General features: G+C 73.2%; 18 protein-coding genes and 1 pseudogene. 6 read left to right on the forward strand and 13 right to left on the reverse strand.

Annotation, left to right across the window (positions count from 1 at the left end):
• Nucleotides 1–184: 184 nt before the first annotated feature.
• Both V1634_RS07405 and V1634_RS07410 read right to left on the reverse strand, forming a co-directional pair.
• Nucleotides 185–1,777, reverse strand: a complete 1,593-nt coding sequence (locus V1634_RS07405) for an MFS transporter (RefSeq protein WP_331206989.1) — start codon at nucleotides 1,775–1,777, stop codon at nucleotides 185–187.
• Nucleotides 1,774–2,520 (reverse strand): SDR family NAD(P)-dependent oxidoreductase, encoded by a 747-nt coding sequence (locus tag V1634_RS07410; RefSeq protein WP_331206990.1) that lies wholly within the window; start codon nucleotides 2,518–2,520, stop codon nucleotides 1,774–1,776. Before V1634_RS07410 ends, V1634_RS07405 begins: the two co-directional genes overlap by 4 nt.
• 69 nt (nucleotides 2,521–2,589) lie before the next feature.
• Here V1634_RS07410 and V1634_RS07415 point away from each other — a divergent pair, with 69 nt between their 5' ends.
• The 3 genes from V1634_RS07415 to V1634_RS07425 all read left to right on the forward strand — a co-directional run bounded on the left by V1634_RS07415 (nucleotide 2,590) and on the right by V1634_RS07425 (nucleotide 7,640).
• On the forward strand, nucleotides 2,590–3,489 hold the full coding sequence (locus tag V1634_RS07415; protein WP_331206991.1) for a LysR substrate-binding domain-containing protein: 900 nt from the start codon (nucleotides 2,590–2,592) through the stop codon (nucleotides 3,487–3,489).
• A 296-nt stretch (nucleotides 3,490–3,785) separates the two neighbouring features.
• Nucleotides 3,786–7,055 carry a S8 family serine peptidase gene (locus tag V1634_RS07420; protein WP_331206992.1) on the forward strand — a complete coding sequence of 1,090 codons (3,270 nt, stop codon included), beginning with the start codon at nucleotides 3,786–3,788 and terminating at the stop codon, nucleotides 7,053–7,055.
• A 198-nt stretch (nucleotides 7,056–7,253) separates the two neighbouring features.
• On the forward strand, nucleotides 7,254–7,640 hold the full coding sequence (locus V1634_RS07425) for a bleomycin resistance protein (RefSeq protein ID WP_331206993.1): 387 nt from the start codon (nucleotides 7,254–7,256) through the stop codon (nucleotides 7,638–7,640).
• 36 nt (nucleotides 7,641–7,676) lie between these two features.
• On the opposite strand, the gene V1634_RS07430 is transcribed toward V1634_RS07425, so the two are convergent.
• Both V1634_RS07430 and V1634_RS07435 read right to left on the reverse strand, forming a co-directional pair.
• The gene (locus V1634_RS07430; protein ID WP_331206994.1) at nucleotides 7,677–8,246 is read right to left on the reverse strand and encodes a DUF2752 domain-containing protein; all 570 of its coding nucleotides are present in this window, start codon (nucleotides 8,244–8,246) and stop codon (nucleotides 7,677–7,679) included.
• Nucleotides 8,247–8,350: 104 nt separating this feature from the next.
• Nucleotides 8,351–9,580, reverse strand: a complete 1,230-nt coding sequence (locus V1634_RS07435) for a winged helix-turn-helix domain-containing protein (RefSeq protein WP_331206995.1) — start codon at nucleotides 9,578–9,580, stop codon at nucleotides 8,351–8,353.
• An 80-nt stretch (nucleotides 9,581–9,660) separates the two neighbouring features.
• On the opposite strand from V1634_RS07435, the pseudogene V1634_RS07440 reads away from it, so the two are divergent.
• Nucleotides 9,661–10,101: pseudogene (locus tag V1634_RS07440) on the forward strand (N-acetyltransferase family protein); the annotation flags it as partial.
• Nucleotides 10,102–10,110: 9 nt separating this feature from the next.
• Here V1634_RS07440 and V1634_RS07445 read toward each other — a convergent pair.
• A complete protein-coding gene (locus V1634_RS07445) occupies nucleotides 10,111–11,415 on the reverse strand; it encodes a glycosyltransferase 87 family protein (protein WP_331206996.1) in 1,305 nt (434 codons plus the stop codon).
• Nucleotides 11,416–11,450: 35 nt separating this feature from the next.
• Between V1634_RS07445 and V1634_RS07450 the strand changes: the two genes are divergently transcribed.
• Nucleotides 11,451–12,029, forward strand: coding sequence for a GNAT family N-acetyltransferase (locus tag V1634_RS07450; RefSeq protein WP_331206997.1), 579 nt, complete (start codon nucleotides 11,451–11,453; stop codon nucleotides 12,027–12,029).
• A 76-nt stretch (nucleotides 12,030–12,105) separates the two neighbouring features.
• On the opposite strand, the gene dapB is transcribed toward V1634_RS07450, so the two are convergent.
• The 7 genes from dapB to truB form a co-directional block, all read right to left on the reverse strand.
• Complete coding sequence (dapB, locus tag V1634_RS07455) at nucleotides 12,106–12,897, reverse strand: 4-hydroxy-tetrahydrodipicolinate reductase (protein ID WP_407951734.1); 792 nt, start codon at nucleotides 12,895–12,897, stop codon at nucleotides 12,106–12,108.
• Nucleotides 12,898–12,929: 32 nt separating this feature from the next.
• The gene (locus V1634_RS07460; RefSeq protein ID WP_331206999.1) at nucleotides 12,930–14,510 is read right to left on the reverse strand and encodes a serine/threonine-protein kinase; all 1,581 of its coding nucleotides are present in this window, start codon (nucleotides 14,508–14,510) and stop codon (nucleotides 12,930–12,932) included.
• 62 nt (nucleotides 14,511–14,572) lie between these two features.
• Complete coding sequence (locus tag V1634_RS07465) at nucleotides 14,573–15,946, reverse strand: M16 family metallopeptidase (protein ID WP_331207000.1); 1,374 nt, start codon at nucleotides 15,944–15,946, stop codon at nucleotides 14,573–14,575.
• Nucleotides 15,947–16,129: 183 nt separating this feature from the next.
• Entirely contained in the window at nucleotides 16,130–18,517 is a 2,388-nt protein-coding gene (locus V1634_RS07470; protein ID WP_331207001.1) for a polyribonucleotide nucleotidyltransferase, read from the reverse strand.
• A gap of 311 nt (nucleotides 18,518–18,828) precedes the next feature.
• Nucleotides 18,829–19,098 (reverse strand): 30S ribosomal protein S15, encoded by a 270-nt coding sequence (gene rpsO / locus V1634_RS07475; RefSeq protein WP_101370399.1) that lies wholly within the window; start codon nucleotides 19,096–19,098, stop codon nucleotides 18,829–18,831.
• Nucleotides 19,099–19,330: 232 nt separating this feature from the next.
• Entirely contained in the window at nucleotides 19,331–20,275 is a 945-nt protein-coding gene (locus tag V1634_RS07480; protein ID WP_107258542.1) for a bifunctional riboflavin kinase/FAD synthetase, read from the reverse strand.
• Between the two features lie 49 nt (nucleotides 20,276–20,324).
• Complete coding sequence (truB, locus tag V1634_RS07485) at nucleotides 20,325–21,257, reverse strand: tRNA pseudouridine(55) synthase TruB (protein ID WP_407951739.1); 933 nt, start codon at nucleotides 21,255–21,257, stop codon at nucleotides 20,325–20,327.
• Between the two features lie 164 nt (nucleotides 21,258–21,421).
• Here truB and V1634_RS07490 point away from each other — a divergent pair, with 164 nt between their 5' ends.
• Complete coding sequence (locus V1634_RS07490; protein ID WP_331207003.1) at nucleotides 21,422–22,225, forward strand: hypothetical protein; 804 nt, start codon at nucleotides 21,422–21,424, stop codon at nucleotides 22,223–22,225.
• A 45-nt stretch (nucleotides 22,226–22,270) separates the two neighbouring features.
• Here V1634_RS07490 and V1634_RS07495 read toward each other — a convergent pair whose 3' ends face one another.
• Complete coding sequence (locus V1634_RS07495; RefSeq protein WP_331207357.1) at nucleotides 22,271–23,602, reverse strand: MATE family efflux transporter; 1,332 nt, start codon at nucleotides 23,600–23,602, stop codon at nucleotides 22,271–22,273.
• Nucleotides 23,603–23,710: the final 108 nt, after the last annotated feature.

The following is a 23,710-nucleotide window of genomic DNA, read 5'->3' on the forward strand; positions in this document are numbered from 1 at the left end:
CGACCGACGGCTGCCCGGTCCCTGCCGACCGCCCGCGCGGCGCCTGGCAACCCAACCGCGTCGACCCCGGCCCGGAACCACAGCCGTTCTCAGCCGCTGCCGTCCCAGCCGCTGCCGTCCTGAACCACAGCCGTTCTCAGCCGCTGCGGTTCTCAGCCGCTGCCGTCCTGAACCACAGCCGTTCTCAGCCGCTGCCGTTCTCAGCCGGCACCGCCGGGCGGCGGCGTCCGCTGCCGGAGGCGGTCGACCGCTGTCCGGCGCTGGCGAGCACGGCCGCGGCACCCGCGATCGCGACGAACGCGCCGAGCAACAGACCGCGCCGGTAACCCGCCACCAACGCCGGGGCGCCCGCCGGTACCGGTTGACCGGTGGTCACCGCGACGGCCACCGCGACCAGCACGGCCACCCCGACGGCCAGCCCGACCTGCTGCGCGGTGTTGACCAACCCGGCGACGATCCCCCGATCCGCCGCCGGCACACCGCTGGTGGCCAGCACCGTCGCCGCGACGAACGCGCTACCCAGCCCGAGTCCGAAGAGGAGCAGCCCGACGAGCAGGTCCCGCAGGTAGGAACCGTCGACCGGAATCCGGGAGAGCGCCACCTGCCCGACCGCCACCAGCGCCAACCCGGCGGCCACCAGTACCCGGGCCGACCACCTTCCGGCCAGCCGGACGGCCAGGGCGCTGCCGACGAACGCGGCCAGCGCGGCCGGGGCCATCGCCAGCCCGGTGGGGACCGGGTCGTGCCCGAGTACCCGTTGCAGATAGAGCACCAGGAAGAACCCCTGGCTGCCGACCACCGCCATCAGGCAGAGGATCGCCACGTTCGCGGAAGCGACCGGGCCGACCCCGAGAAACCGCAGGGGCACCAGCGGGGCGGCGGCGCGGCGCTCGACCAGCAGGAAGGCGCCGAGCAGCGCCACCGCGCCGGCCAGGGTGCCGAGCGTGCCCGGTGTGTCGAAGCCGGTGCGTTGGCCGAGCGTCACGCCGTGGATCAGCAGTCCCAGGCCGACGGTCACCGCGACCGCCCCCGGCAGGTCGAGCCCGGCCGACCGGCCCGGGCGAATCGCCGCCGGCCCGTACGACGAACCAGCGCTTCCCGGATCCCGGTGCCGGCCCGTAGCCGGGCGGTCGTCCGGCAGCAGCCGGCCGGCCAGCGGCAGCGCCAGGGCGCAGACCGGCACGTTGACCAGGAAGACCAGTTCCCAACCGGCCAGCTCGGTCAGCACGCCGCCGAGGACGAGCCCGACGGCGGCGCCGGACGCGCCGAGCGCGCTCCAGACCCCGAGCGCCCGGTTCCGGGTGGGGCCGTTCGGAAACAGTCCCAGCAGCAGCGCGAAGCCGGTCGCGGAAACCAGTGCCGCCCCGACCCCCTGCACCGCCCGCGCGCCGAGCAGCACCGCCGCGGACCCGGCCAGGCCGCAGCCCAGCGAGGCCAGTCCGAACAGGCCGGTGCCGGCGACGAAGACCCGTCGGCGGCCGAGCTGGTCACCGGTACGGCCGCCGAGCACGAGCAGCCCGCCGAAGGTGACCGCGTAGAGCGAGAGGACGTACTGGAGGGTGCTCTCGGAGAGCGCCAGGTCCCGCCGGATCGAGTCGAGTGCGACGGTGGTGACGGTGCTGTCCAGGACGACCATGAACTGCACCGAGCAGAGCAGCGCGAGCGCGCCCCCGTGCCGCGCCCGAGCGCCCGGCGCGCCGCCGCTGACCGTCGGGATCCCACCGCCGCCCGTCGACACGCCGCCACCGCCGGTCGGCGCACCGCTGCCGGTCGTCACGCCGTGAGTCCGCCGTCCAGCGCGATGGTCACCCCGTTGAGGTAGTCGGCGCCGGGACCGGCCAGGAAGAGCGTCGCCGCCGCCACGTCGGCCGCGGTGCCGAGCCGCCGGGCCGGGATCGTCGGCAGGATGTGTGCCTCGACGTCCACCGCCGCCTGCACCGGGAACGACATCGGCCCGTCCCGCACGATGCCCGGGTTGACGCCGTTGACCCGGAGCCCCTGCGGGCCGTACTCGATCGCCCAGGTGCGGGTGAGGTTGTCCAGGGCCGCCTTCGAGGAGTTGTAGATCGAGGAACCGGCCCAGCTCCTCGTCGTACCGATGGAACTGATGTTGACGATCCGGCCGGCGCCTCCGCGCAGCAGGTGCGGCAGCGCGGCCTGGGTCAGGAAGTACGTCGACTTGTAGTTGAGCCCGACCACCCGGTCGAACTCCTCCTCGGTGCTCTCGTGGGTCGGGCCGGCCGTGTACGCGGCGGCGTTGTTCACCAGGATGTCCAACCCGCCGAACCGCCCGACCGTGGCCCGGAGCACCTCGTCGTGGCTGCGCCGTCGGCTCAGGTCGGCCGGTACGAAGAGCCCGTCGTCCAGTTCCGCCGCCACCGCCGTACCCAGGTCGGTGCGGCGGCCGACCACCGTCACGGCGGCACCCGCCGCGGCGAGTACCCGCGCGATGGCCGCGCCGATCCCACCGGTGCCCCCGGTCACCAGCGCCACCCTGCCGCTCAGTTCGCGATCACTCATGCCTCGACGCTAGGAGCCACCTTCATCACGGTCAAAGACTCAGTTGGCATGAGTTGATAACGTCAGTGCATGAACTTCGAGCTGCGCCAGCTGGCGGCGTTCGTCGCGGTCGCCGAGGAGCTGCACTTCGGCCGGGCCGCCGCCCGACTGCACATCGCGCAGCCCGCGCTCTCCCAGCAGATCCTCCGGCTGGAGGCCGCCCTCGGGGCGGACCTGCTGGTCCGGCAGCGCCGCCGGACGACGCTCAGCGAGGCAGGCCGGCTCTTCCTGGTCGAGGCCCGCCGGACCCTGCACCAGGCCCGGGTGGCGCAGACGGTGGCCGAGCGGGCCCAGCGCGGCGAGTTGGGCCGGCTGCGGATCGGCTACACCCCCACCGCCTCGTCCCAGCAGTTCCTACGGATCCTCGGCGGGTTCCAGCGGGAAGCCCCCGAGGTCGACCTGAGCCTCACGGAACTGCCGATCGGCTCGATCGCCGAGCCGCTGCGCGAGGACGTCGTCGACGTCGCCTTCGTGGTGACCCTCGGCGCGTTCGACTGCGCCTGGCTGGGCCAGGACATCACGCTGCGGCAACTCTCCCGGGAGGAGTTCCTGGCGGCGGTTCCGGCCGATCACCGGCTGGCCGGCAAGCCGGAGATCGACCTCACCGACCTGGCGGCGGAGTCCTTCGCCTTCCTGGCCCGCGACCTCTGCCCGCACTGGTACGACATGGTGCTGGAGGTCTGCCGGCAGGGCGGCTTCACTCCCCGGCCGGTGCACGAGGCCGGCGGCGTCGGCACCCAGTTGACCCTGGTGGCCGCCGGGGTCGGCGTCGCCCTGGTGCAGGAGTCGGCCCGGCTCCTGCGTGACGACGGGATCGCCTACCTGCCGATCCGCCAGTCGGTGCCGCAGGTCAGCTCCGGAGTCGCCTGGCGGGCCGACGACCCGTCTCCGGTGCTGCACCGGTTCCGCACGGCGCTCGCCGCCGACTGACCGCCCGGTCCGGCGGCCCGGACCCGCCCGCCCTGTGGTCCGGGTGGGTCCGGGCGGCGACGGCCGGGGAATCCACTCTGGACGGTCCCAGTCGCCCGACGACCATCTCAATCTATGGACGTCTATGTTGCCGCCTCTCCGGCGATGTGATTCGGTCGGTGCACAGGAGTGCCGGTATGACCGGTATCCAGGGGAGGCACACCATGAATCCAGTTAAAAGGCTTACGTGGGGAGTAACGGGTCTCGCCCTGCTGCTCACGTTCGCCGTACCGGGACCGCCGTCGGGAACGGCCGCGATGGCGGGACCGCCGGGCCTCGCCGGATATGCCGTACCGGCCCCGCCGGACGCGCCCGGATCCGACCCTGCGGCGGGTACCGGTGCCCGGACGGTGAGCCTGGTCACCGGTGACCGGGTCACCGTCACCACCGACTTCAAGGCGAGCGTCGAGCCGGGACCCGGCCGGGTCGGCATCGAGTTCCTGACCCGCAGGGTCGCCGACCGGCTGCACGTGATTCCGACCGACGCCCTCGCCCTGGTCCGCAGCGGCCGGCTGGACGAACGGCTCTTCGACGTCACCGCCCTGCTGGAGTTCGGCTACGACCGTCGCGGAGACCTCCCGCTGCTGGTGACGTACGCCGGTGCCGACGCCCGGGTGCAGGGACAGCGCGCGCTGATCGGGGCCGGCGCGCGACTGGTCCGCGACCTGCCACCCGTCGCCGGGCAGGCCGTCGCGGTGGACCGGGCCGAACTGGCCCGCTTCTGGACCGACCTGACCGGGACGGACCCGACCCGGCGCGGCATCGCCGCGACCGTGCGTACCGTCTGGCTCGACGGTCTGCGCCGGCCCGCCCTCGCCGAGAGCGTCCCGCAGGTCGGCGCGCCGGCCGCCTGGGCCGCCGGCTTCGACGGCAGCGGGGTGACCGTCGCGGTGCTGGACACCGGGATCGACGAAACCCACCCGGACCTCGCCGGACAGGTGACCGGGCAGCGCAACTTCACCGACGGCGCCGAGGACGACCGGGACGTCGCCGGACACGGCACGCACGTCGCCTCCACGGTGGCCGGTACCGGTGCGGCCCGGTTCAAGGGTGTCGCCCCCGGCGCCCGGTTGCTGGACGGCAAGGTCTGCGCGCTCGGCGGCTGCCCCGAGTCGGCGATCATCGCCGGGATGGAATGGGCGGCCGAGTCGGGCGCCCGAGTGGTCAACATGAGCCTGACCGGCATGGACAGCCCGGTGGTGGACCCGATCGAGCAGGCCCTCGGGGAGTTGACCGAGGCGCACGACACCCTCTTCGTGGTCGCGGCCGGCAACATCCCGGGCACCAGTACGATCGGCTCGCCGGCCACCGCCGACGCGGCGCTGGCGGTCGGCGCGGTCAGCAAGTCCGACGACCTGGCCGGCTTCTCCAGTCAGGGCCCCCGGCTCGGCGACGGCGCCATCAAGCCCGACCTGACCGCGCCCGGCCTCGACATCGTCGCCGCCCGCAGCCGCGACTCGGGACCGGACGTGCCCGAGGGAAGCGGGATCAGCATGTCCGGCACCTCGATGGCCGCCCCGCACGTCGCCGGCGCCGCCGCGATCCTGGTGCAGCGCCAGCCGACCCTGCCGGCGGGCAACGTGAAGGCCGCGCTGATGGCCGCCGCCCGCCCCAACCCCGAACTCAGCGTCTTCGCCCAGGGCGCCGGCCGGCTGGACGTCGCCCGGGCGCTCGACCAGCGGGTCACCGCCGACCCGCCGAGCCTGAGCTTCGGCCGGCAGGCCTGGCCGCACGACGACGACACCCCGGTCCGGCGTACGGTCAGCTACCACAACGCGGGCACCGCGCCGGTGACCCTGCAACTCGGGGTACGGGCGGTCGCGCCGGACGGCACCGCCGTGCCGACCGGAATGTTCGCGGTGACCCCGACCAGCGTCACCGTGCCGGCCGGCGGCACCGCCGAGGCGACCGTCACCGCCGACACGGCCGGCAGCGGCGGCCCGCTCGGGCAGCTCACCGGCCACCTCACCGCGACCGTGAGCGGTGGCGGGAGCGTCCCCACCCCGCTGGCGGTCGACCGCGAGGTGGAGAGCTACGAGGTCAAGGTCTCGCACCTCGGTCAGGCCGGCGAACCGACCACCGGCTACCTGACCATGCTGGCCGGGCTGGACAACGCCCACGCGATCTCGATGCCGGTCACCGGCGACGGCACCGCCACCCTCCGGGTGCCGAAGGGGCGCTACTCGGCGCTCACCGCGATCACCAGCCCGCTCGACGGCGTCTATCTGACCAGCGTCCTCGCCCAGCCCGAGCTGGACGTCAGCGGCGACCGGAGCATCGTGCTGGACGCCCGGCTCGGTCGACCGCTCTCGGTCACCGTGCCGAACACCGGCGCCCGGCAGGTCTTCTCCGAACTCGCCACCAGCGTGCTGGCCGCCGGACGCACCGTCGAGGTCGGCACCCTCGGCGCCACCTTCGAGCGGCTGCGCAGCGGCCGGGTCGGGCCGGACCAGGCGGTCGCCGGCTTCGTCTCCCGGACCACCGCCACCTTCGCCCCGGCGGACGCGGCGGACCACTCGTACGCGTACCTGCTCTGCTGGCTCGACGAGGGGCGGATGGGCAGCGGCTTCAGCCGACAGGTGACCGCCGCCGACCTGGCCACCGTCCGGGCCGACCACGGTCACGAGTCCTCGAACAGCAGTGGCCGGAAACTGGCCTGGGCGGTGCTGCCGGAGTCGGTGATGGGCGGGTTCGCGCACGCGATGACGTTCCCGCTGCCCTCGACCCGGATCGAGTACTACAACACCGACGGGCGGACCCAGTGGTTCCGGTCGGTCGACGAGACGACCGGCTCCGGGACGGAGCAGGCGTACCTGACCAGCCTGGTGGCGCCACCGATGACGTACCGGGCCGGGCAGTCGTACCAGGAGCAGTGGAGTCGCGGTGTCTTCGGGCCGACGGTGGCGGCACCGCCGTACGAGCACCAGTGGGTGACCCGGCTCGGCGACACCCTCACCGTGCAGGCCCCGCTCTACGGCGACGGCGTCGGCCGGGCCGGCTTCTCGTCGATCGCCACCGGCCGGATCACCCTGGAACGCGACGGCAAGGAACTGGCCGGGTTCGACGGTCTGAACGGGACGATCGAGCTGCCGCCCGAGACCGGCGACTACCGGCTGACGATGACGGCGGAACGGGGCGGACCGGCGACGCTCTCCACCCGGGTCAGCGTCACCTGGACGTTCCGCTCCGGACACGTCGACGGGGAGACGCCGGCCCGGCTGCCGATCTCCACGGTGCGCTTCTCCCCCCGGGTCGACAACGACAACAGCACGCCGGCCGGGCAGACCGGCACCATCCCGGTGACCGTGACGGCGCAGCCCGAGTCGGGAGCCGGCGCCAACGAGAGCCTGACCGTGGAGGTGTCGTACGACGACGGGGTCAGCTGGGCTCCGGCGGAGGTGACGGCGGGGCAGGCGGTGCTGCGGCACCCGGCCGAACCGGGGTACGTCTCGCTGCGGGCCAGCGCCACCGACACCGCCGGGAACACGGTGACCCAGACCGTGATCCGGGCGTACCGGATCGGCTAGCCCGGATACGGGTGCGGTGACCGACGGGAGTCCACCGGTCACCGCACCCGTCGGCCTGCCGGGTGCCGCGCCGGTCTCCGCCGACCGCTGTCGCCGGTCCCGGTCGACTGGCGGGAGGTGTCAGCCCGGCGCGGTACGGTCCGAGTCGGCACACCCGTCAGCGCAGCACGGATCCGAGTCGACGACGTGGAGGATCGGATGGCCGAGGAAGTCACCTTCGACCGGGTCGCCCCGGTGCTGCCCGTGCGGGACCTGGACACCGCGCTGGACCGCTACCGACGGCTGGGCTTCGCCGTGCGGGCGTACGACGGCGGTGAGCGGTACGGCTTCGTCGAGCGCGGTCCGGTCTCCCTGCACCTCACGGAGTGGGCCGAGCACGACCCGGCCCGGACGGCGTCGACCGTCTACCTCTACGTCTCCGACGCCGACGCGCTGCGGGCGAGCTGGGCCGAGTCGGGCGTCGAGGGGCGGCTGGGCGAGGTGCGGGAGACCCCCTACGGCCTGCGCGAGTTCGCCTTCGTCGACCCGGACGGCACGCTGCACCGGGTCGGCTCCCCGAGCCGGGCCCGTGCCCCGCAGGCGTAGCCGGCCGGCCCCTCAGACGTAGAACCGGCCGGCCCCTCAGACGTAGAAGATGTCGAACGGTGCCCAGGGCAGGTTGCGGAGCACCGAGAAGACTCCCCAGGCGGCGAGGAAGATGCCGATCGTCTTCGGGGTGATCTCCAAACGCGGCAGTCGCCAGCCGAAGATCTGCCGACCGGCCCAGGCGACGTAGAGGTAGAGCAGGAACGGCAGGGCGAAGACGAAGAGCAGGTGGTGCCGGGCCGCCGCCGGCAGGTCGCCGTGCAGGACGTACCAGAGCGCGCGGGTGCCGCCGCAGCCCGGGCAGTCCAGCCCGGTGAGCAGCTTGGCGATGCAGGACGGTGCCGCGTCGGGGGCGCTGCGGGTCGGGTCGGCGATGAGCGTGTAGCCGACCGCGCCGGCCAGGCAGCCGAGCGCCGCCACCGGGGCGAGCCAGCGGGGTGCCCGGGCCTGGATCCGGTTGACGAACCGGGTCAGCCGGTCGGGCTCGGGAGCCGGGTACGGCGGCGCCGGATAGCCCGGGTAGCCCGAGTAGTCCGGGTAGCCGGTCGCGGCGTCGGCCGGGTTCGGGCCGGATCCGCCGGACCGGTTCTCGTCAACGCTCGTCATTCCGCCCTACCCGTCGCCGAATCGCGTCCGCCAGGGCGTCGCGTCGCTCGCCGCCACGCACGGCGCGTCGCCCGGCCGGTCCGGCGGTCGCCGGCCGGCTCGTCTCACCGTACCGCGAGCATGCCGGCGAGGGCGGCGCCGAGCGGCCCGGCGAGGTCTCCCCCGGCGGGGGCGGCCACCGCGCCCAGGCCGAGCCAGCCGGCCAGCCGGTGCAGTTCGGCGGCGAGCGCCCCGGCGGTCTCGGCGGGATCGGTGCCGGGCTCGGCCCAGGCCGCCGGCACCAGCAGCGTGCCGGTCTTGCGGTCGGCCTTCAGGTCGACCCGGGCGACGAACCGGTCGCCGAGCAGGAACGGCAGCACGTAGTAGCCGTGCACCCGCTGCGGCGCGGGGACGTAGATCTCGATCCGGTAGCTGAACCCGAAGAGGCGCTCGGTGCGGGACCGTTCCCAGATCAGCGGGTCGAAGGGGCTGACCAGGGTGCTGGCCCGGATCCACCGGGGCAGTCGGGCCTCCCGGTGCAGATAGGCGGGCAGCCGCCAGCCCTGCACCGTGACCGGCCGCAGCTCGCCCGCCTCGACCAGCTCGGCGAGCGCGGTGCGGGCGCCCGCGACCGGCAGCCGGAAATAGTCCCGCAGCTCCGGCTCGGCCGCCACCCCGAGCGCCCGGGCGGCGATCCCGACCAGCTTGCGGTGTGCCTCCGCCGGCTCCGGGGTCGGCGCAGCCAGCACCTCCGCCGGCAGCACCCGTTCGGGTACGTCGTAGACCCGGGCGAAGGAGCTGTTCCGGGAGGCGGCCGTCAGCTCGCCGGCCCAGAACAGGAACTCGCAGGCCCGCTTGACGGCCGACCAGTTCCAGCCCCAGTTGCCGGTCTCCCGGGGCGCGTCGTGCTCGATCTCGGCGGCGGTCATCGGGCCGCCGGCCCGCACCTCGTCGAGGACCCGGGCGACCAGCGCCGGCTGCTCGACGGCGATCCGGCGCATCCCGCCCCAGGCGTCGGTGTGCGCGGCGGCCATCCGCCAGCGCAGCGCCGGTTGCAGGTCGACCCGGACCAGCGAGGCCTCGTGCCCCCAGTATTCGAAGAGGTCCCGGGGACGCCGGTAGGCGGCCCGGTCGAGCAGCTCGGCCGGATAGGGCCCGAGCCGGCTGTAGAGCGGCAGGTAGTGCGCCCGTTGCAGGACGTTGACCGAGTCCATCTGGAGCAGGCCGAGCCGGTCGAGCACCCGGCGCAGGTGCCGACGGGTCGGCACGGCTCCGGGCGCCGGATCGGCGAAGCCCTGGGCGGCCAGCGCGATCCGCCGGGCCTGGGAGAGCGACAACGATTCAGGTACGGCCATCGCCCCGGACCCTAGCCGACGGGTCCGACACGACGCGCCGGACCTGGACCTGGCCCGCAAAACGGGATAAAACAGTGCTGATGCTAGCCGTCAGCCCCGAGGGCCCCGACGACGCCCCGGCCATCGCCGAGGTGCACGTCCGGAGCTGGCAGGCGGGGTACGCAGAGATCATGCCGCCCGAGGTGCTGGCCCGGCTGAACGTCGCCGCCTGGGCGCAGCGCCGCCGCGACCTCGGCACCGCCGAACCCGACCACCCGTTCCGGACCCTGGTGGCCCGGGCCGACGACGAGACGGTGCTCGGCTTCGCCACCGTCGGGCCGTACCGCACCGACCAGGACCCGGACCGCCTCGACCACCGGTACGCCGAGATTCTCGGCCTCTACGTCCGGCCCGGGCACTGGGGCACCGGGGTGGGCCGGCAACTGCTCGCCGCCTCGGTCGGCGAGCTGACCGCGCTCGGCTGGACCGAGCTGCGGCTCTGGGTCCTCGCCGACAACCGGCGGGCCCGCCGGTTCTACGAACGGGCCGGACTAGTCGCGGATGGTGAGCGGTCGACCTACGAACTGCAACGGTCGGGGGGACGGCCGCCGCTTGGGCTGGTCGAACTCCGCTACGCCGCCCGACTCGGCGAGCTGGCCCGGTCCCCGGACCGGTAGCGCGAAGAGCAGCGCGACGCTGATCCAGACATAGACGTTGCTGCCGAGGAAGCCGAGCAGGCCGTCGAATCGACGTTCCCAGATCCAGACCAGCCGGCTGATCAGCACCAGGTACGCGAAGACCGCGAACCCCAGCAGCCAGCGTCGGCGCGTACTGCCGGCCGCGGCGGCGTACGCGTTGTCGACCAGCAGGATCAGCGCCGGGATCAGCCAGACCAGGTGATGCACCCAGGTGACCGGGCTGACCAGGCTCTGCACCACACCGGTCAGGGCCAGCCCGGTCGCCTCGTCGCCGACCGCCGCCGACGCCCGGGCCCGCCAGATCCACACCCCCACCGTCGCCGCGACCAGCAGCAGCCAGAGCAGCGTGCTCGGATGGTCCGGGTCGAGCCGGGCCACCACGCCCTGCCACGACTGGTTCGAGATGAACGACAGCGACCCGACCCGGTCGGTGTCCCAGAGCGCCGTGGTCCAGAACTCCCGGGACGCGTCCGGGGCGACCCCGGCGGCGAGCAGGGTGACCGCGGCGGCGGTGCCGCTGGCCACCAGCGCCGCCCGCCACCTCCCGGTGACCAGCAGATAGACGATGAAGATGCCCGGGGTCAGCTTGATCGCGGTGGCCAGCCCGACCCCCACCCCGGCGAAGCGACGGTAGCGCTGCGGCAGCCGGCGCCCGAACGGGGTCACCGGGGCGACCAGCCAGAGCAGGTCGGCACCGACCAGGAAGAGCAGCAGCATGTTCACCTGGCCGAAGTTGACCGTCTCGCGCATCGGCTCGAAGGCCGCCGCCAGGCAGAGCGCCACGGCGAGGGTGAACCAGCGGGTCCAGCCCGTCCGGCGGGCGATCGGGTCGACGAGCCACCAGATCAGCAGCGCGCTGGCCAGTACGGTCAGGGTGACGCTGATCACCATCGCCGCCGGCCAGCTCAGGTACGCCAGCGGCAGCATCGTCAGCGCCGCGAAGGGCGGATAGGTGAAGCCGTACTTGCTGTCCGGCTTGAGCCAGTCGTAGATCTCGCCGTCGGCGCGTACCCAGTGGTGCAGCGCGCCGTAGTAGACCCGCAGGTCGAAGAAACCGTGCCGGGCCGCCGCCACCGAGAGGAACCCGGCGACCAGCACCGCCAACGCGATCACGAATAGCACCTGGTACCGGGTACGCCAACCGGCACCCTGCGCCATTACCGCCCCCCTTGCCCTGCGTAGGCTTCCCACTCATGGCTCTCGGGTACGTCCGCCCGGCGCGTCCGTCAGACGCCGGCGAGATCGCACGCATCCAACTCGCGACCTGGCGGGTCGCCTACCGGAGGATGCTGCCCAAGCACGTGCTCGACAACCTGGACGAGGAGTGGCTCGGTCGCCGGTGGAGTGCGGCGGTCGAGGCGCCCCCCTCCGAACGGCACCGCGTCCTGGTCGCCGTCGAGCAGGCCGAACAATCGTATCTGGTCGGATTTGCCGCATCCGGCCCCCCCGACGAGCAGGCGCTGGCCCCGGAGGAACCGGCCGAGGCGCTCGGCCCCGGCGTCGTCGCCGTGACGGACCTGCTGGTCGAGCCGAGGTGGGGCCGGCGCGGGCACGGCAGCCGGCTGCTCGCCGCCAGCGTCGACCTGTGGCGTACCGACGGCTTCGACACGGCGGTGGCCTGGGCCTTCGACGGCGACGCCGCGACCCGGAAGTTCCTCGGCGCCGCCGGCTGGGAGCCGGACGGGGCGGCCCGGGCGCTGGACGTCGACGACCTGCTCGTCCCGCAGCTCCGGCTGCACGTCTCGCTCGCCGCCGAGCCGGAGCAGGGCTGACCTGCCCCGCTGCGTCCCGCGTCGCCGCCCCGGCGGCAGGACACTGCCGCCACGCCCACCCGCCCCCGGGCCGACCTCAGTCCAGCAGCGCGTCGATGCCCACGGTCAGCCCGGGGCGGTGCGGCACCGCCCGCACGGCCAGCAACACGCCGGGCATGAAGGAGGCCCGGTCGTACGAGTCGTGCCGGATCGTCAGCGTCTCACCGGCCGTACCGAACAGCACCTCCTGGTGCGCTACCAGGCCGGTGGCCCGGACCGCGTGCACGCGTACCCCGTCGACGTCGGCACCGCGCGCACCCGGCACCTCGTCCTTGGTGGCGTCCGGCACGGCGCCGAGACCGGCCTCGGCCCGGGCCTGCGCGACCAGCCGCGCGGTGTGCGTGGCGGTGCCGCTGGGCGCGTCGAGCTTCTTCGGATGGTGCTGCTCGATGATCTCCACCGACTCGAAGTAGCGGGCCGCCCGGGCCGCGAACTGCATCATCAGCACCGCCCCGATGCCGAAGTTCGGCGCGATCACCACGCCCACCCCGGGCTTGTCGGACAACCAGCCACGCACCTGGTCGAGGCGCTGCTCCGTGAAGCCGCTGGTGCCGACGACCACGTGGATGCCCTGCTCGACGCACCACCGCAGGTTGTCCATCACGACGTCGGGGTTGGTGAAGTCGACCACCACCTCGGCACCGGCGTCGGAGGCCGTGGCGAGGCTGTCGTCCTCGTCGACCGTCGCCACCAACTCGAGGTCCTCAGCGGCGTCCACCGCCCGGCACACCTCGACTCCCATCCGGCCCCGGCCGCCCAGTACGCCGACCCGCAGCGGCTCGGTCGACGCGTTCTTCCCGGGTTCACGCTCGTCGCTCACGGGCCACAACCTATCCCATGGACGTCCTGCGGATCTCCGGGTCAGAGTGCGCCGCGGTCGACCAGGCTGAAGGTCGAGCTGGGGGTGGCGTCGCCGACCATCTCGACGATCACCGCCTTGCGTTCGGTGCTCCACTGCACGAAGCCGTGCGTCTCGTTGTAGATGTGGTAGGTCGGCCTGTTCTTGTCGTCCCTGGCGCCGGTGCGGTCGAGGGAGAAGAGCGTCGCCTGCGTCGGGTGGCATGCGGCGGCGACCAGTGACGACGGCCCATCCAACGTGATCTTGACGCCGAGGCAGGTCTCCGAGTCGTCTGCCCGCCCTTCGCCGCGCAGCGACTTGATCAGATAGTCCACCCCCATCGGCACCAGGACGAACTGCGACTTCGTCCCGGTACCGTCGGACGCCTCGACCTCGGAATAGTGCAGGTCCAGCGCCAGATCGCGGTCGATCTCCGCGATATGGATCAGCGTGCGCCGGGTCCCCTGGAGGATCGGGGTGTCCGGGTCCGAGGCCACCGGCGTAGGCGGGGCACTCGTCGGGCTCGGACCGGTCGGCGCGGGCGTCACCGGAGAGCCGTCGGTGTCACCGCCGCCGAATTCGGGAGTGTGGAGAATGGCGACACCCGCGCCGAGTAGCACGACGAGGGTTGCGGCGGCCGCCCCGACACCCAGCAGCCGGCTACGGCGCCTCTTCGCGGGTCCGGCCGCGCCCTGCGCCTGACCGGGACCGCCGCCCGCCACCGGGATGCTGTCGCGGGCCTTCAGCACCGCCGAGGTGGCCACGGTGCTGGTATCTGCCGGCGAGCTCCTGCCGTCGAGCAGCGCGTCGAGCAGCGCGCGCGCCGTGGGGCGCTCGTCGGGATCCTTGACGAGGGCCCGATCCACAAGCTCACGGAGGGGTCCGGTCAGCCCGGAGAGGTCGGGCGGCTGCGTCATGATGCGCATGGCGGTGCCCGGTGCGGAGTCGGCGGCGAACGGGGTACGCCCGGTCGCCGCATACGCCACGACCACGCCCCAGGCGAAGATGTCCGCGGCGGAGGTCACCTGCCGACCGTTGCCCGGCTCGAAGCGTTCCGGTGCCATGTAGCCGACCGTGCCGACTATCTGGTCGGTACGGGTGTGCTGGCTGGTCGCCTCGAAGGCGCGGGCGATGCCGAAGTCGATCACTTTGATGCCGCCCATGGCGAACAGCACGTTGGCCGGCTTGAGATCGCGGTGGATCACCCCGGCTCCGTGGATGGCGGAGAGCGCGGTGGCGATGCCGACGGCCACGCCGTGCAGCGCGGACGGGGACAGCGGCCCCTGCTCCTTGACGACGGCGGCGAGGTTGGGGCCGTCGACGTACTCGACGACGAGGTAGGGCGGGTCGTGGTCCGGATCGGCGTCGAGGACCTCGGCGGTGGAGAACGGCGGCACCTGGCGCGCCCGGTTGACCTCGCTGCGGAACCGGCCACGGAACTCGGCGTCGTACGAGAACTCGGGCCGGACCAGCTTGATGGCCACCCTGCGCCCGTCCCGGTCCCGTCCGAGGTAGACGGTGCCCATGCCGCCCTCGCCCAGTCGCCCCAGCAGCTCGTACCTGCCGAGCCGGGTCCGTTCCCCCGGCCGCAGCGGCATGCTCATACCGATCTCTCTCCCCTCGCCGCGGCCCGCCTACGGTCACCAGACCCTAACCGGACGAGGTCCTACCGCAGATCGATGGAGAAGTCGTCGGCGTTGAACGGGCCCACCACGGCCAGCGACATCGGCCGGGCCAGCAGGTCGGCGGCGAGCACGTTCACCTCGTCCGCGCTGACCGCGTCGACCCGGGCCAGCAGCTCGTCGACCGGCAGCAGGTCACCGAAGAGCAGCTCGCCCTTTGCCAGCCGGCTCATCCGGGACCCGGTGTCCTCCAGGTTGAGCACGTAGGAGCCCTTCGCCATGCCCTTGCCCCGGGCCAGCTCGGCCTCGGTGACGCCGTGCGCGGCGACCTCGGCCAGCTCGGCCCGGACCAGCTCCAGCACCTCGTCGACCTTGCCCGGCGCGCAGCCGGCGTAGACGGCGAAGAGGCCGGTGTCGGCGTACTGGCTGGAGTAGGAGTAGACCGAGTAGGCCAGGCCGCGCCGTTCGCGGATCTCCTGGAAGAGCCGGCTGGACATGCCGCCGCCCAGCACGTTGTTGAGCACCCCGAGCGCGAACCGCCGGTCGTCGAGCCGGCCGATGCCGGGACAGCCGATCACCACGTGCGCCTGCTCGGTCTCCTTGTGCTCGACCACGCTGCCGGGCCGGCTGGTGCGTACCCGGGTCTCGGCCGGACGCAGCGGAGCCGGCGGGGCCGGCTCGCCGTCGAGTACGGTGCCGTCCAGCGCCTGCCGGACCAGCTTGACCACCTCGGCGTGTTCCAGGTTGCCGGCGGCGGCGATCACGATCGACGGCGCCGTGTAGCGACGCCGGTAGAAGCTCTGGATCTGCCGCCGGGACATCGCGGAGACGGTCTCCTCGGTGCCGGAGATCAGCCGGCCCAGCGGATGGTCGCCGTAGATCGCCCTGGCCAGCAGGTCGTGCACCTCGTCGCCGGGCTCGTCGTCGTGCATGGCGATCTCTTCGAGGATCACCCCGCGCTCGGTCTCCACGTCGGCGGCGGCCAGCACCGAGTCGGCGACCAGGTCGCACATCACGTCGATCGCCAGCGGCAGGTCCTGGTCGAGCACCCGCGCGTAGTAGCAGGTGTATTCCTTGGTGGTGAAGGCGTTCGTCTCGCCGCCCACCGCCTCGATCGCCGCCGAGATGTCCAGCGCGCTGCGCTTGCGGGTGCCCTTGAAGAGCAGGTGCTCCAGGAAGTGCGAGACCCCGGACTGCGGACCGGTCTCGTCCCGGGAGCCGACCGCCACCCAGATGCCGAACGAGACGCTGCGCATCGTCGGTATCGCCTCGGTCAGCACCCGCAGCCCGCTGGGCAGCACGGTACGGCGTACGGTGCCGCCGAGCGGGTCGCTGTCCACCACCCGGGTCACCGCCCGGGCCGGACCGGCCGTACCGCGAACGCCACCGGCGCCCGACACTCGTTTCGCCCGACTCAAGGAACCTGGCTCCTGCCTGTACGCCGACGGCGCGGCGGACACCGCCGGTGGAAACCCCCGACAGCGGACGCCGCCCCTTGAACAGTGCGGCACCCGCACCTCGTCGGGTACGGCGTGCCGCACGCGCCGCGCCGGCCGGGGCCACCCGTCAGGTGTGGCCCCGGGCCAGCGCGGCCTGGTCGATCAGCTGTGCCGGTTGCGCCGGCGACGCGGCTCTCCGCCGCCGCCCTCGCCGCCGCCTTCGCCACCCTCGCGGTCGCCCCGGCTCGGGCCACGGTCGGCCCGGTCCCGGTCACTGCGGTCGCGCGGGCCACGGTCGCCGCGGTCCCGGCCGGCCGGACGCTCGCCACCGGCCGGTTGGGCCGGTGCCTCCTCGCCCTCGGGCCGCACCTTGTCCAGGTAGATCTTGCCCCGGGCGTCGATGTCGGCGATCGACACCTCGACCTTGTCACCGACGTTGAGGAAGTCCTCGACCCGCTCGACCCGCTTGCCGTCGCCCACCTTGGAGATGTGCAGCAGGCCGTCCCGGCCGGGCAGCAGCGAGATGAACGCCCCGAAGGCGGCGGTCTTCACCACCGTGCCGAGGAACTTGTCGCCGATCTTCGGCAGCGTCGGGTTCGCGATCGCGTTGATCCGCTCGACCGCGGCCTCGGCCGACGGGCCGTTGGTCGCGCCGACGTAGATGGTGCCGTCGTCCTCGATCGAGATCTCGGCGCCGGTCTCGTCCTGGATCGCGTTGATGGTCTGGCCCTTCGGCCCGATCACCATGCCGATCTTGTCGACCGGGATCTTCACCGTGGTCACCCGCGGCGCGTAGTCCGACATCGTGGCCGGACCCTCGATCGCCTCCTGCATCACGCCCAGGATGACCTGCCGCGCCTCGTACGCCTGCGCGAGCGCCGCCGCCAGCACGTCGGACGGGATGCCGTCGAGCTTGGTGTCGAGCTGGAGCGCGGTGACGAACTCCCTGGTGCCGGCGACCTTGAAGTCCATGTCGCCGAAGGCGTCCTCGGCGCCGAGGATGTCGGTCAGCGTCACGTACTGCGTCTTGCCGTCGACCTCGTCCGAGATCAGGCCCATCGCGATTCCGGCGACCGGCGCCTTCAGCGGCACACCGGCGCTGAGCAGGGCCAGCGTGGAGGCGCAGACCGAACCCATCGAGGTGGAGCCGTTCGAGCCGAGCGCCTCGGAAACCTGGCGGATCGCGTACGGGAACTCCTCGCGGCTGGGCAGCACCGGGATCAGTGCCCGCTCGGCCAGCGCGCCGTGTCCGATCTCGCGCCGCTTCGGCGCACCGACCCGGCCGGTCTCACCGGTCGAGTACGGCGGGAAGTTGTAGTTGTGCATGTAGCGCTTGGTCTTCTCCGGGGAGAGGGTGTCCAGCGCCTGCTCCATCCGGAGCATGTTCAGCGTGGTGACGCCGAGGATCTGCGTCTCGCCGCGCTCGAAGAGCGCCGAGCCGTGCACCCGGGGCAGCACCGCGATCTCGGCGGTCAGCGGCCGGATGTCGCGCGGCCCACGACCGTCCATCCGGACCTGCTCGCGCAGCACCCGGGCGCGTACCTCGGACTTGTTCAGCGAGCGGAAGGCCGCGCCGAGCTCCTTCTCCCGGCCCTCGAAGCTGCCGGCGAGTTGCTCGACGACCCGCTCCTTGATCCGGTCCAGGGCCTCTTCGCGGTCCGCCTTGCCGGCGATCTTCAGCGCCTCGGCGACCTCGCCGCGCGCCGCACCGGCGACCGCCTCGTAGACGTCGTCGGAGTAGTCGAGGAAGACCGGGAAGTCGGCGACCGGCTTGGCGGAGACCTCGGCCAGCTCGCTCTGCGCCCGGCACAGCTCCCGGATGGCCGGCTTGGCGGCCTCCAGGCCGCTCGCCACGACCTCCTCGGTCGGCGCCGGGGCGCCACCGGCGACCAGCGCCACGGTGTGCTCGGTCGCCTCGGCCTCGACCATCATGATCGCGACGTCGCCGTCCGGCAGGGTGCGGCCGGCGACCACCATGTCGAAGGTGGCCCGGGACAGCTCCTCGATGGTCGGGAAGGCGATCCACTGGCCGTCGACGTGCGCCATCCGGGTCGCCCCGATCGGGCCGGAGAACGGCAGGCCGGAGAGCTTGGTGGAGAGCGAGGCGGCGTTGATCGCCACGACGTCGTACGGGTGCTGCGGGTCGAGCGCCAGCACGGTCTCGACGACCTGTACCTCGTTGCGCAGGCCCTTGACGAAGGAGGGGCGCAGCGGCCGGTCGATCAGCCGGCAGGTGAGGATGGCGTCCTCGCTGGGCCGACCCTCACGCCGGAAGAACGAGCCGGGGATCCGGCCCGCCGCGTACATCCGCTCCTCGACGTCGACGGTGAGCGGGAAGAAGTCGAACTGCTCCTTCGGCTGCTTGCTCGCGGTGGTCGCGGAGAGGACCACGGTCTCGCCGAGCTGGGCGAGGACGGAGCCGGCGGCCTGCCGGGCGAGCCGCCCGGTGGAGAAGGTGATCTCACGGGTGCCGAAGGACCCGTTGTCGATCACGGCGGTGCGGTGCTGGGTGCCCAGCGTGCTGCTGTTGGGGTTGGACGTTTCGGTCATAGTGCGGTAGCACTCCTTCGATCGGGGGCCCGCGGCTGCCCTCCGTGCCGGTATCCACCGGTACGAGACCGTGGCCAGAGGAGCTGCCCAGACAACCGGTCTTCGATCGAAGCGCCCGGGGCGCCGGGTGTGCCGGCCGGCCCGGGGGCCACTACCGAGGACCGGTGCGTCGACCGGCTCCCCATCGGGTGGTCGCGCTGGCCCCTGGTTACGGGTGTGGCGAGGTGGGCGGGTGGAGCGGCTGCCCGTCGGCGTCGTCGGCGACCTCGTGTCGCCGGGCCGCCGCCGGGGCGGCCGCTCCCCCGCTCAGTTCACCGCCGCAGACCGAGTCGCTCGATGAGCGACCGGTAGCGGCTGATGTCCTTCTTCTGCATGTAGTTGAGCAGCCGTCGACGGCGACCCACCAGCAGCAGCAGACCACGACGGCTGTGGTGGTCGTGCTTGTGCACCTTGAGGTGCTCGGTGAGGTCGGCGATCCGCTTGGTCAGCACCGCCACCTGCACCTCGGGCGAACCGGTGTCACCCTCGGCGGTCGCGTACTCCTGGCGGATCTTGGCCTTGCTTTCCTGGTCGAGCGCCATGTCTCCCTGTTCCTGGATTGTCGTGTCCGCCCTCGGCCGGTCGGTGGACCGGGTCGGGGCGACCTCGCACCCGCGGCGTCGTGCAGGCACGCGAGGCCACGCCGGTAACCCGACGTCCCCGTCAGATTACCAGCCTGCTCCGGTACGGCCGAGTCAAGGGCACGCCCGACCTGGCCGGATCGCTCCGGTTGGGCGGGTTTTACCTGGTCAGCGCGGGTCTGACCGCAGCCCGTCAGCGGAGCACCCGGCGGGTCTGCTCGACGTCGGCCTCGATCTGCGCGATCAGCGGCTCGATGCCGTCGTAGCTGCGCATCTCCCGCAGGTACGCCACGAAGTCCAGGGCGAGCCGTTCCCCGTAGAGATCGCCCGAGAAATCCAGCACGTACGCCTCGACCCGGCGCTCCCGGCCGGAGAACGTCGGGTTTGTGCCGATCGACACGGCGGCGGGGAGCCGCTCGGCGCCCTGACCCGCCCGGCCGCCCCGCCGGATCAGCCAGGCCGCGTAGATCCCGTCCGCCGGCACCGCCGCGTAGCGGTGGCAGAGCAGGTTGGCGGTCGGGAAGCCGATCTCCCGCCCCCGCTGGTCACCCCGGACCACCACACCCTCCAGCCGGTGCGGCCGGCCCAGCGCCGCCGCCGCCGCGCTCACGTCACCGGCGGCGACGCAGGCCCGGATGTAGGTGGACGAGAAGACCGTGTCGGCGTCGGCGACCAGCGGCGCCCCCTCCACGCCGAAGCCGAAGGTGCGACCGAGCCGCTCCAGCAGCGCCACGTCACCGGCCGCCCGGTGGCCGAACCGGAAGTTCTCCCCCACCACCACGAGCGCGGCGTGCAACTGCTCCACCAGTACGTCGTGCACGAACGCCTCCGGCGAGAGCCGGGAGAAGTCGGGGGTGAACGGCACCACGCAGAGTACGTCCACCCCGAGCGCCTCGATCAGCTCCGCCTTGCGGGCCGGCTCGGTCAGTACCGCCGGATGGGAACCGGCCCGGACCACCTCGGCGGGGTGCGGGTCGAAGGTGACCACCACCGACTGCACACCCATGTCCCGGGCGCGCTTCACCGCGTGCCCGATGATCGCCTGGTGTCCCTGGTGAATTCCGTCGAAGACCCCGATGGTGACCACCGACCGGCCCCAGCCGACCGGCGCCCCGTGGTACCCCCGCCACCGCTGCATCCCTGATCCCTTCCCCTTCCGTGCGCCTTCCCGGGCCCGAGTCGCGCGCTCAGGCCGGGGCGAGCACGATCTCCGCCCGGGCCCGGCCGTCCCGGTCGCTGACGATAGCGATCAGGCCGCCCGCCGGATCGAAGACCGCGTACGGCCCGGTGATGCCGGCCGGGTCGAGCGGACCGCCGTGCGAGAGCACCTTCGCCTCGTCGGCGCTGGCCTGGCGCTGCGGGAAGAACCGCCGGGCCGCCGCCTCGACGGTCAGGTTCACCACGTCCGGGGACCGTTCCTCCAGCTCCGGCAGGGTCGCCGCCTCGGCCAGGGTGAAGCCGCCCACGGCGGTACGCCGCAGCGCGGTCAGGTGCCCGCCGACGCCGAGCACGGCGCCGAGGTCCCGGGCCAGTGCCCGGATGTACGTCCCGGACGAGCAGTCCACCGCCACGTCCACGTCCAGCACGGCCGCCCCGTCGACGGTGTCGCGACGAAAGTCGAGCACGTCGAAGCGGAAGACGGTGACCCGACGCGCGGTCAGCTCGACCGCCTCGCCGTCGCGTACCCGCTTGTAGGCCCGCTGCCCGTCGATCTTGATCGCGCTGACCGCGCTCGGCACCTGGTCGATCTCGCCGGTCAGCGGCAGCACGGCGGCGCGTACCGCCTCCTCGGTGACCCCGGCGGCGTCGGCGGTGCCGACCACCTCGCCCTCGGCGTCGTCGGTCACCGTCGACTGGCCGAGCCGGATCGTCGCGGTGTAGCTCTTGCCGGCCCCGATCACGTACGTCAGCAGCCGGGTCGCCCTGCCCACCCCGATCACCAACACTCCGGTGGCCATCGGATCCAGCGTCCCGCCGTGCCCGACCCGGCGGGTCCGGGCCAGCCGGCGGATCCGGGCCACCACGTCGTGCGACGTCATGCCGCCGGGCTTGTCGACCACGATCAGACCGTCACTGCTCACGGGATACCAGCGTGCCAGAGGGCGGCGACGCACCGGCAGGTGCCCACACCGCAGCGCCCAGCGGCGGTCCCCGCCCGGGGCGGCGGGTGTGGGAAGCTGCCGCGACCGTCCAGACCACTCCCGGAGGAGTCGTGCCCGAAGCCGCACCGACACAGCAAAAGCCGACCTCCTCCTCCCCGCAAACCTCAACGGCTGACGAGGGAGTGACGCTCCCCGACTGGATGCGGGTGGCCAGTCCCGAGGCACCACCACCCCGCCGGTTGCGGGACTGGCTCCAGGAGCACGGGCTCAAGACGCTGGCCCTGGCGATCGTCGGCGCGATCTTCGTACCTTTCGGGATGATGATCTGGGACGTCGCTACCGCCCCGCCCGGCACGCCCGGCCAGCTGCGCGAGGTGAACGCGTTCGTCGGCACCGAGGCCGCCAGGTACCGGGAGGGCATCGCCGGGATCGATCCACCGGAGCCCCGGGCGACCGACACGTTCACCGCCGACGAGGTCCGGGCGGCGCTGGAGTCCGTCCGCCGGGCGCTGGCCGCCGCCCGGCTGGACCCGGCGATGGTGTCGGACCGGGACCCGAGCGCCTTCCTGACGCTCCTCGCCCCCGCCAGCCGGTCCCGGCTACGGCCCGACTTCACCGCCCGGTCGGCGCCGTACTACGTGACGCAGGCGCACGATCGGATCCCGTTGGCCCAGTTCGAGCCGCGCGTCGACGGGGAGATGACGTACCGGGAGATCAGGGTCGACGGGGCGCACCGGCTGGAGATCACCACCGCCTACACCTGGGTCTACCCGTTCGACGTGTCGACCGTGACCGCCGGCCGGAGCCTGGTGACGGTGACCGACGAACTGGTCTGGCACGTCGTACCGGAGACGGCCGCCGACGTCGGGTCCCGGGGCCTGCACCTGCACGACGGTACGGCGGCGGCCGAGAACGTCGCCTGCGAGCCGTTCCGGGACGGGCGCATTTCACCGGCGACCGGATCGGCCGTCGAGGTGTGTCGGTAGCCGGCTCGGCGCGCCCGGCGTGATCAACCACGGCCGGGCCGGGCGTCAGCGGGTGGCGCCGAGCACGGCCCAGCGGCCGGAGCGCATCCGGAGCAGCAGTCCGACCAGCCGGGCCACGATGAAGAGGGTGAGTCCGGCCCAGATGCCGCCGAGGCCGAGGTCGAGGGCGAAGGTGAGCCAGATCGCCGGCAGGAAGACGCCGAAGCCGCTGACCACGGTCAGGTTCCGCAGGAAACGGACGTCACCGGCGCCGATCAGCACTCCGTCTAGGGCGAAGACCACCCCGGCCAGCGGCTGCATCCCGACGAACCACGGCCAGGCGACCATGGCCTGCTCGCGTACCTGGGGATCGTCGCTGAACCAGCTCGGCACCACCTGGGCGCCGGCGCCGATGATGATCGCGAAGGCGACGCCGCAGATGCCGCCGTAGATCGCGATCCGCCGGCCCAGCAGCCGGGCGCTGGCCGCGTCGCCGGCCCCGAGCGCCGCCCCGACCAGCGCCTGTGCCGCGATGGCGAGCGCGTCGAGCAGCAGCGCGGTGAAGAACCAGAGTTGCAGGGCGATCTGGTGCGCGCCGACGGCGGCCACCCCGAACCGGGCCGCCACGGTGGTCGCGGAGAGGAAGCTGGCCTGGAAGGCGGCGCCGCGGATCAGCAGGTCCCGGCTGAGCACGAGCTGCCGGCCGATCACCCGGGGCCGGGGCGCCAGCGGCACCCGCTCGGCGACCAGCGCGGCCGCGAAGAGCAGCCCGGAGAGGGTCTGCGCGACCGCGTTCGCGATCGCCGAGCCGGGCAGGCCGAGACCGGCCGGATAGACCAGCAGCGGGCAGAGCAGCGCGGAGAGCAGGTTGGGCCCGAGCACGAACCAGAGCGGTCGTCGGGTGTCCTGGACGCCGCGCATCCAGCCGTTGCCGGCCGCCGCCAGCAGCAGGCCGGGGGCGCCGATCGCCGCGATCCGCAGCCAGAGTGCCGCGCCGTCGGCCACCTCGGGGGATCCGCCTCCGGCGACGGTACGCGCCAGCGGGCCGGCCGCGAACTGCATGGCGACCGCCAGCAGCAGGCCGGCGCCGAGGGCGAGCCAGGACGACTGGACTCCCTCGGCCACGGCGGCGGCGCGGTCGCCGTACCCGAAGCGGCGGGCCGCCCGCCCCGTGGTGCCGTACGCGGTGACGGTGCCGATCCAGACGACCAGGGTCATCACCGGCCCGCCGACGGCTAGCGCGGCCAGCGGCACCGACCCGAGGTGCCCGAGCACGGCGGTGTCGACCAGCACGTAGAGCGGTTCGGCGGCCAGCACCACCAGGGCGGGCAGGGCGAGTCCCAGGATCCGCCGCGCGGACGCGTCGACCGCCCTCGACGCCGGTGCGGCTTCCGGCATTGCCGGTGCGGCTTCCGGCGACGGCGGTGCGGTTCCCGGGGGCGGGGCGGCGGGCTGGTTCATCGGGAACGATCCTGCACGACAGTTGTAAGGAACGCAAGGCATCTC

Source organism: Plantactinospora veratri, assembly GCF_036421995.1.
GTDB lineage: Bacteria > Actinomycetota > Actinomycetes > Mycobacteriales > Micromonosporaceae > Plantactinospora > Plantactinospora veratri.

Coding starts and splice junctions, on each gene's coding strand:
- V1634_RS07410 (WP_331206990.1), bottom strand. CDS start 2,520: ATGAGTGATCGCGAACTGAGCGGCAGGGTGGCGCTGGTGACCGGGGGC.
- V1634_RS07415 (WP_331206991.1), top strand. CDS start 2,590: ATGAACTTCGAGCTGCGCCAGCTGGCGGCGTTCGTCGCGGTCGCCGAG.
- V1634_RS07420 (WP_331206992.1), top strand. CDS start 3,786: ATGGCGGGACCGCCGGGCCTCGCCGGATATGCCGTACCGGCCCCGCCG.
- V1634_RS07425 (WP_331206993.1), top strand. CDS start 7,254: ATGGCCGAGGAAGTCACCTTCGACCGGGTCGCCCCGGTGCTGCCCGTG.
- V1634_RS07430 (WP_331206994.1), bottom strand. CDS start 8,246: ATGACGAGCGTTGACGAGAACCGGTCCGGCGGATCCGGCCCGAACCCG.
- V1634_RS07435 (WP_331206995.1), bottom strand. CDS start 9,580: ATGGCCGTACCTGAATCGTTGTCGCTCTCCCAGGCCCGGCGGATCGCG.
- V1634_RS07445 (WP_331206996.1), bottom strand. CDS start 11,415: ATGGCGCAGGGTGCCGGTTGGCGTACCCGGTACCAGGTGCTATTCGTG.
- V1634_RS07450 (WP_331206997.1), top strand. CDS start 11,451: ATGGCTCTCGGGTACGTCCGCCCGGCGCGTCCGTCAGACGCCGGCGAG.
- V1634_RS07460 (WP_331206999.1), bottom strand. CDS start 14,510: ATGAGCATGCCGCTGCGGCCGGGGGAACGGACCCGGCTCGGCAGGTAC.
- V1634_RS07470 (WP_331207001.1), bottom strand. CDS start 18,517: ATGACCGAAACGTCCAACCCCAACAGCAGCACGCTGGGCACCCAGCAC.
- rpsO (WP_101370399.1), bottom strand. CDS start 19,098: ATGGCGCTCGACCAGGAAAGCAAGGCCAAGATCCGCCAGGAGTACGCG.
- V1634_RS07480 (WP_107258542.1), bottom strand. CDS start 20,275: ATGCAGCGGTGGCGGGGGTACCACGGGGCGCCGGTCGGCTGGGGCCGG.
- V1634_RS07495 (WP_331207357.1), bottom strand. CDS start 23,602: ATGCCGGAAGCCGCACCGGCGTCGAGGGCGGTCGACGCGTCCGCGCGG.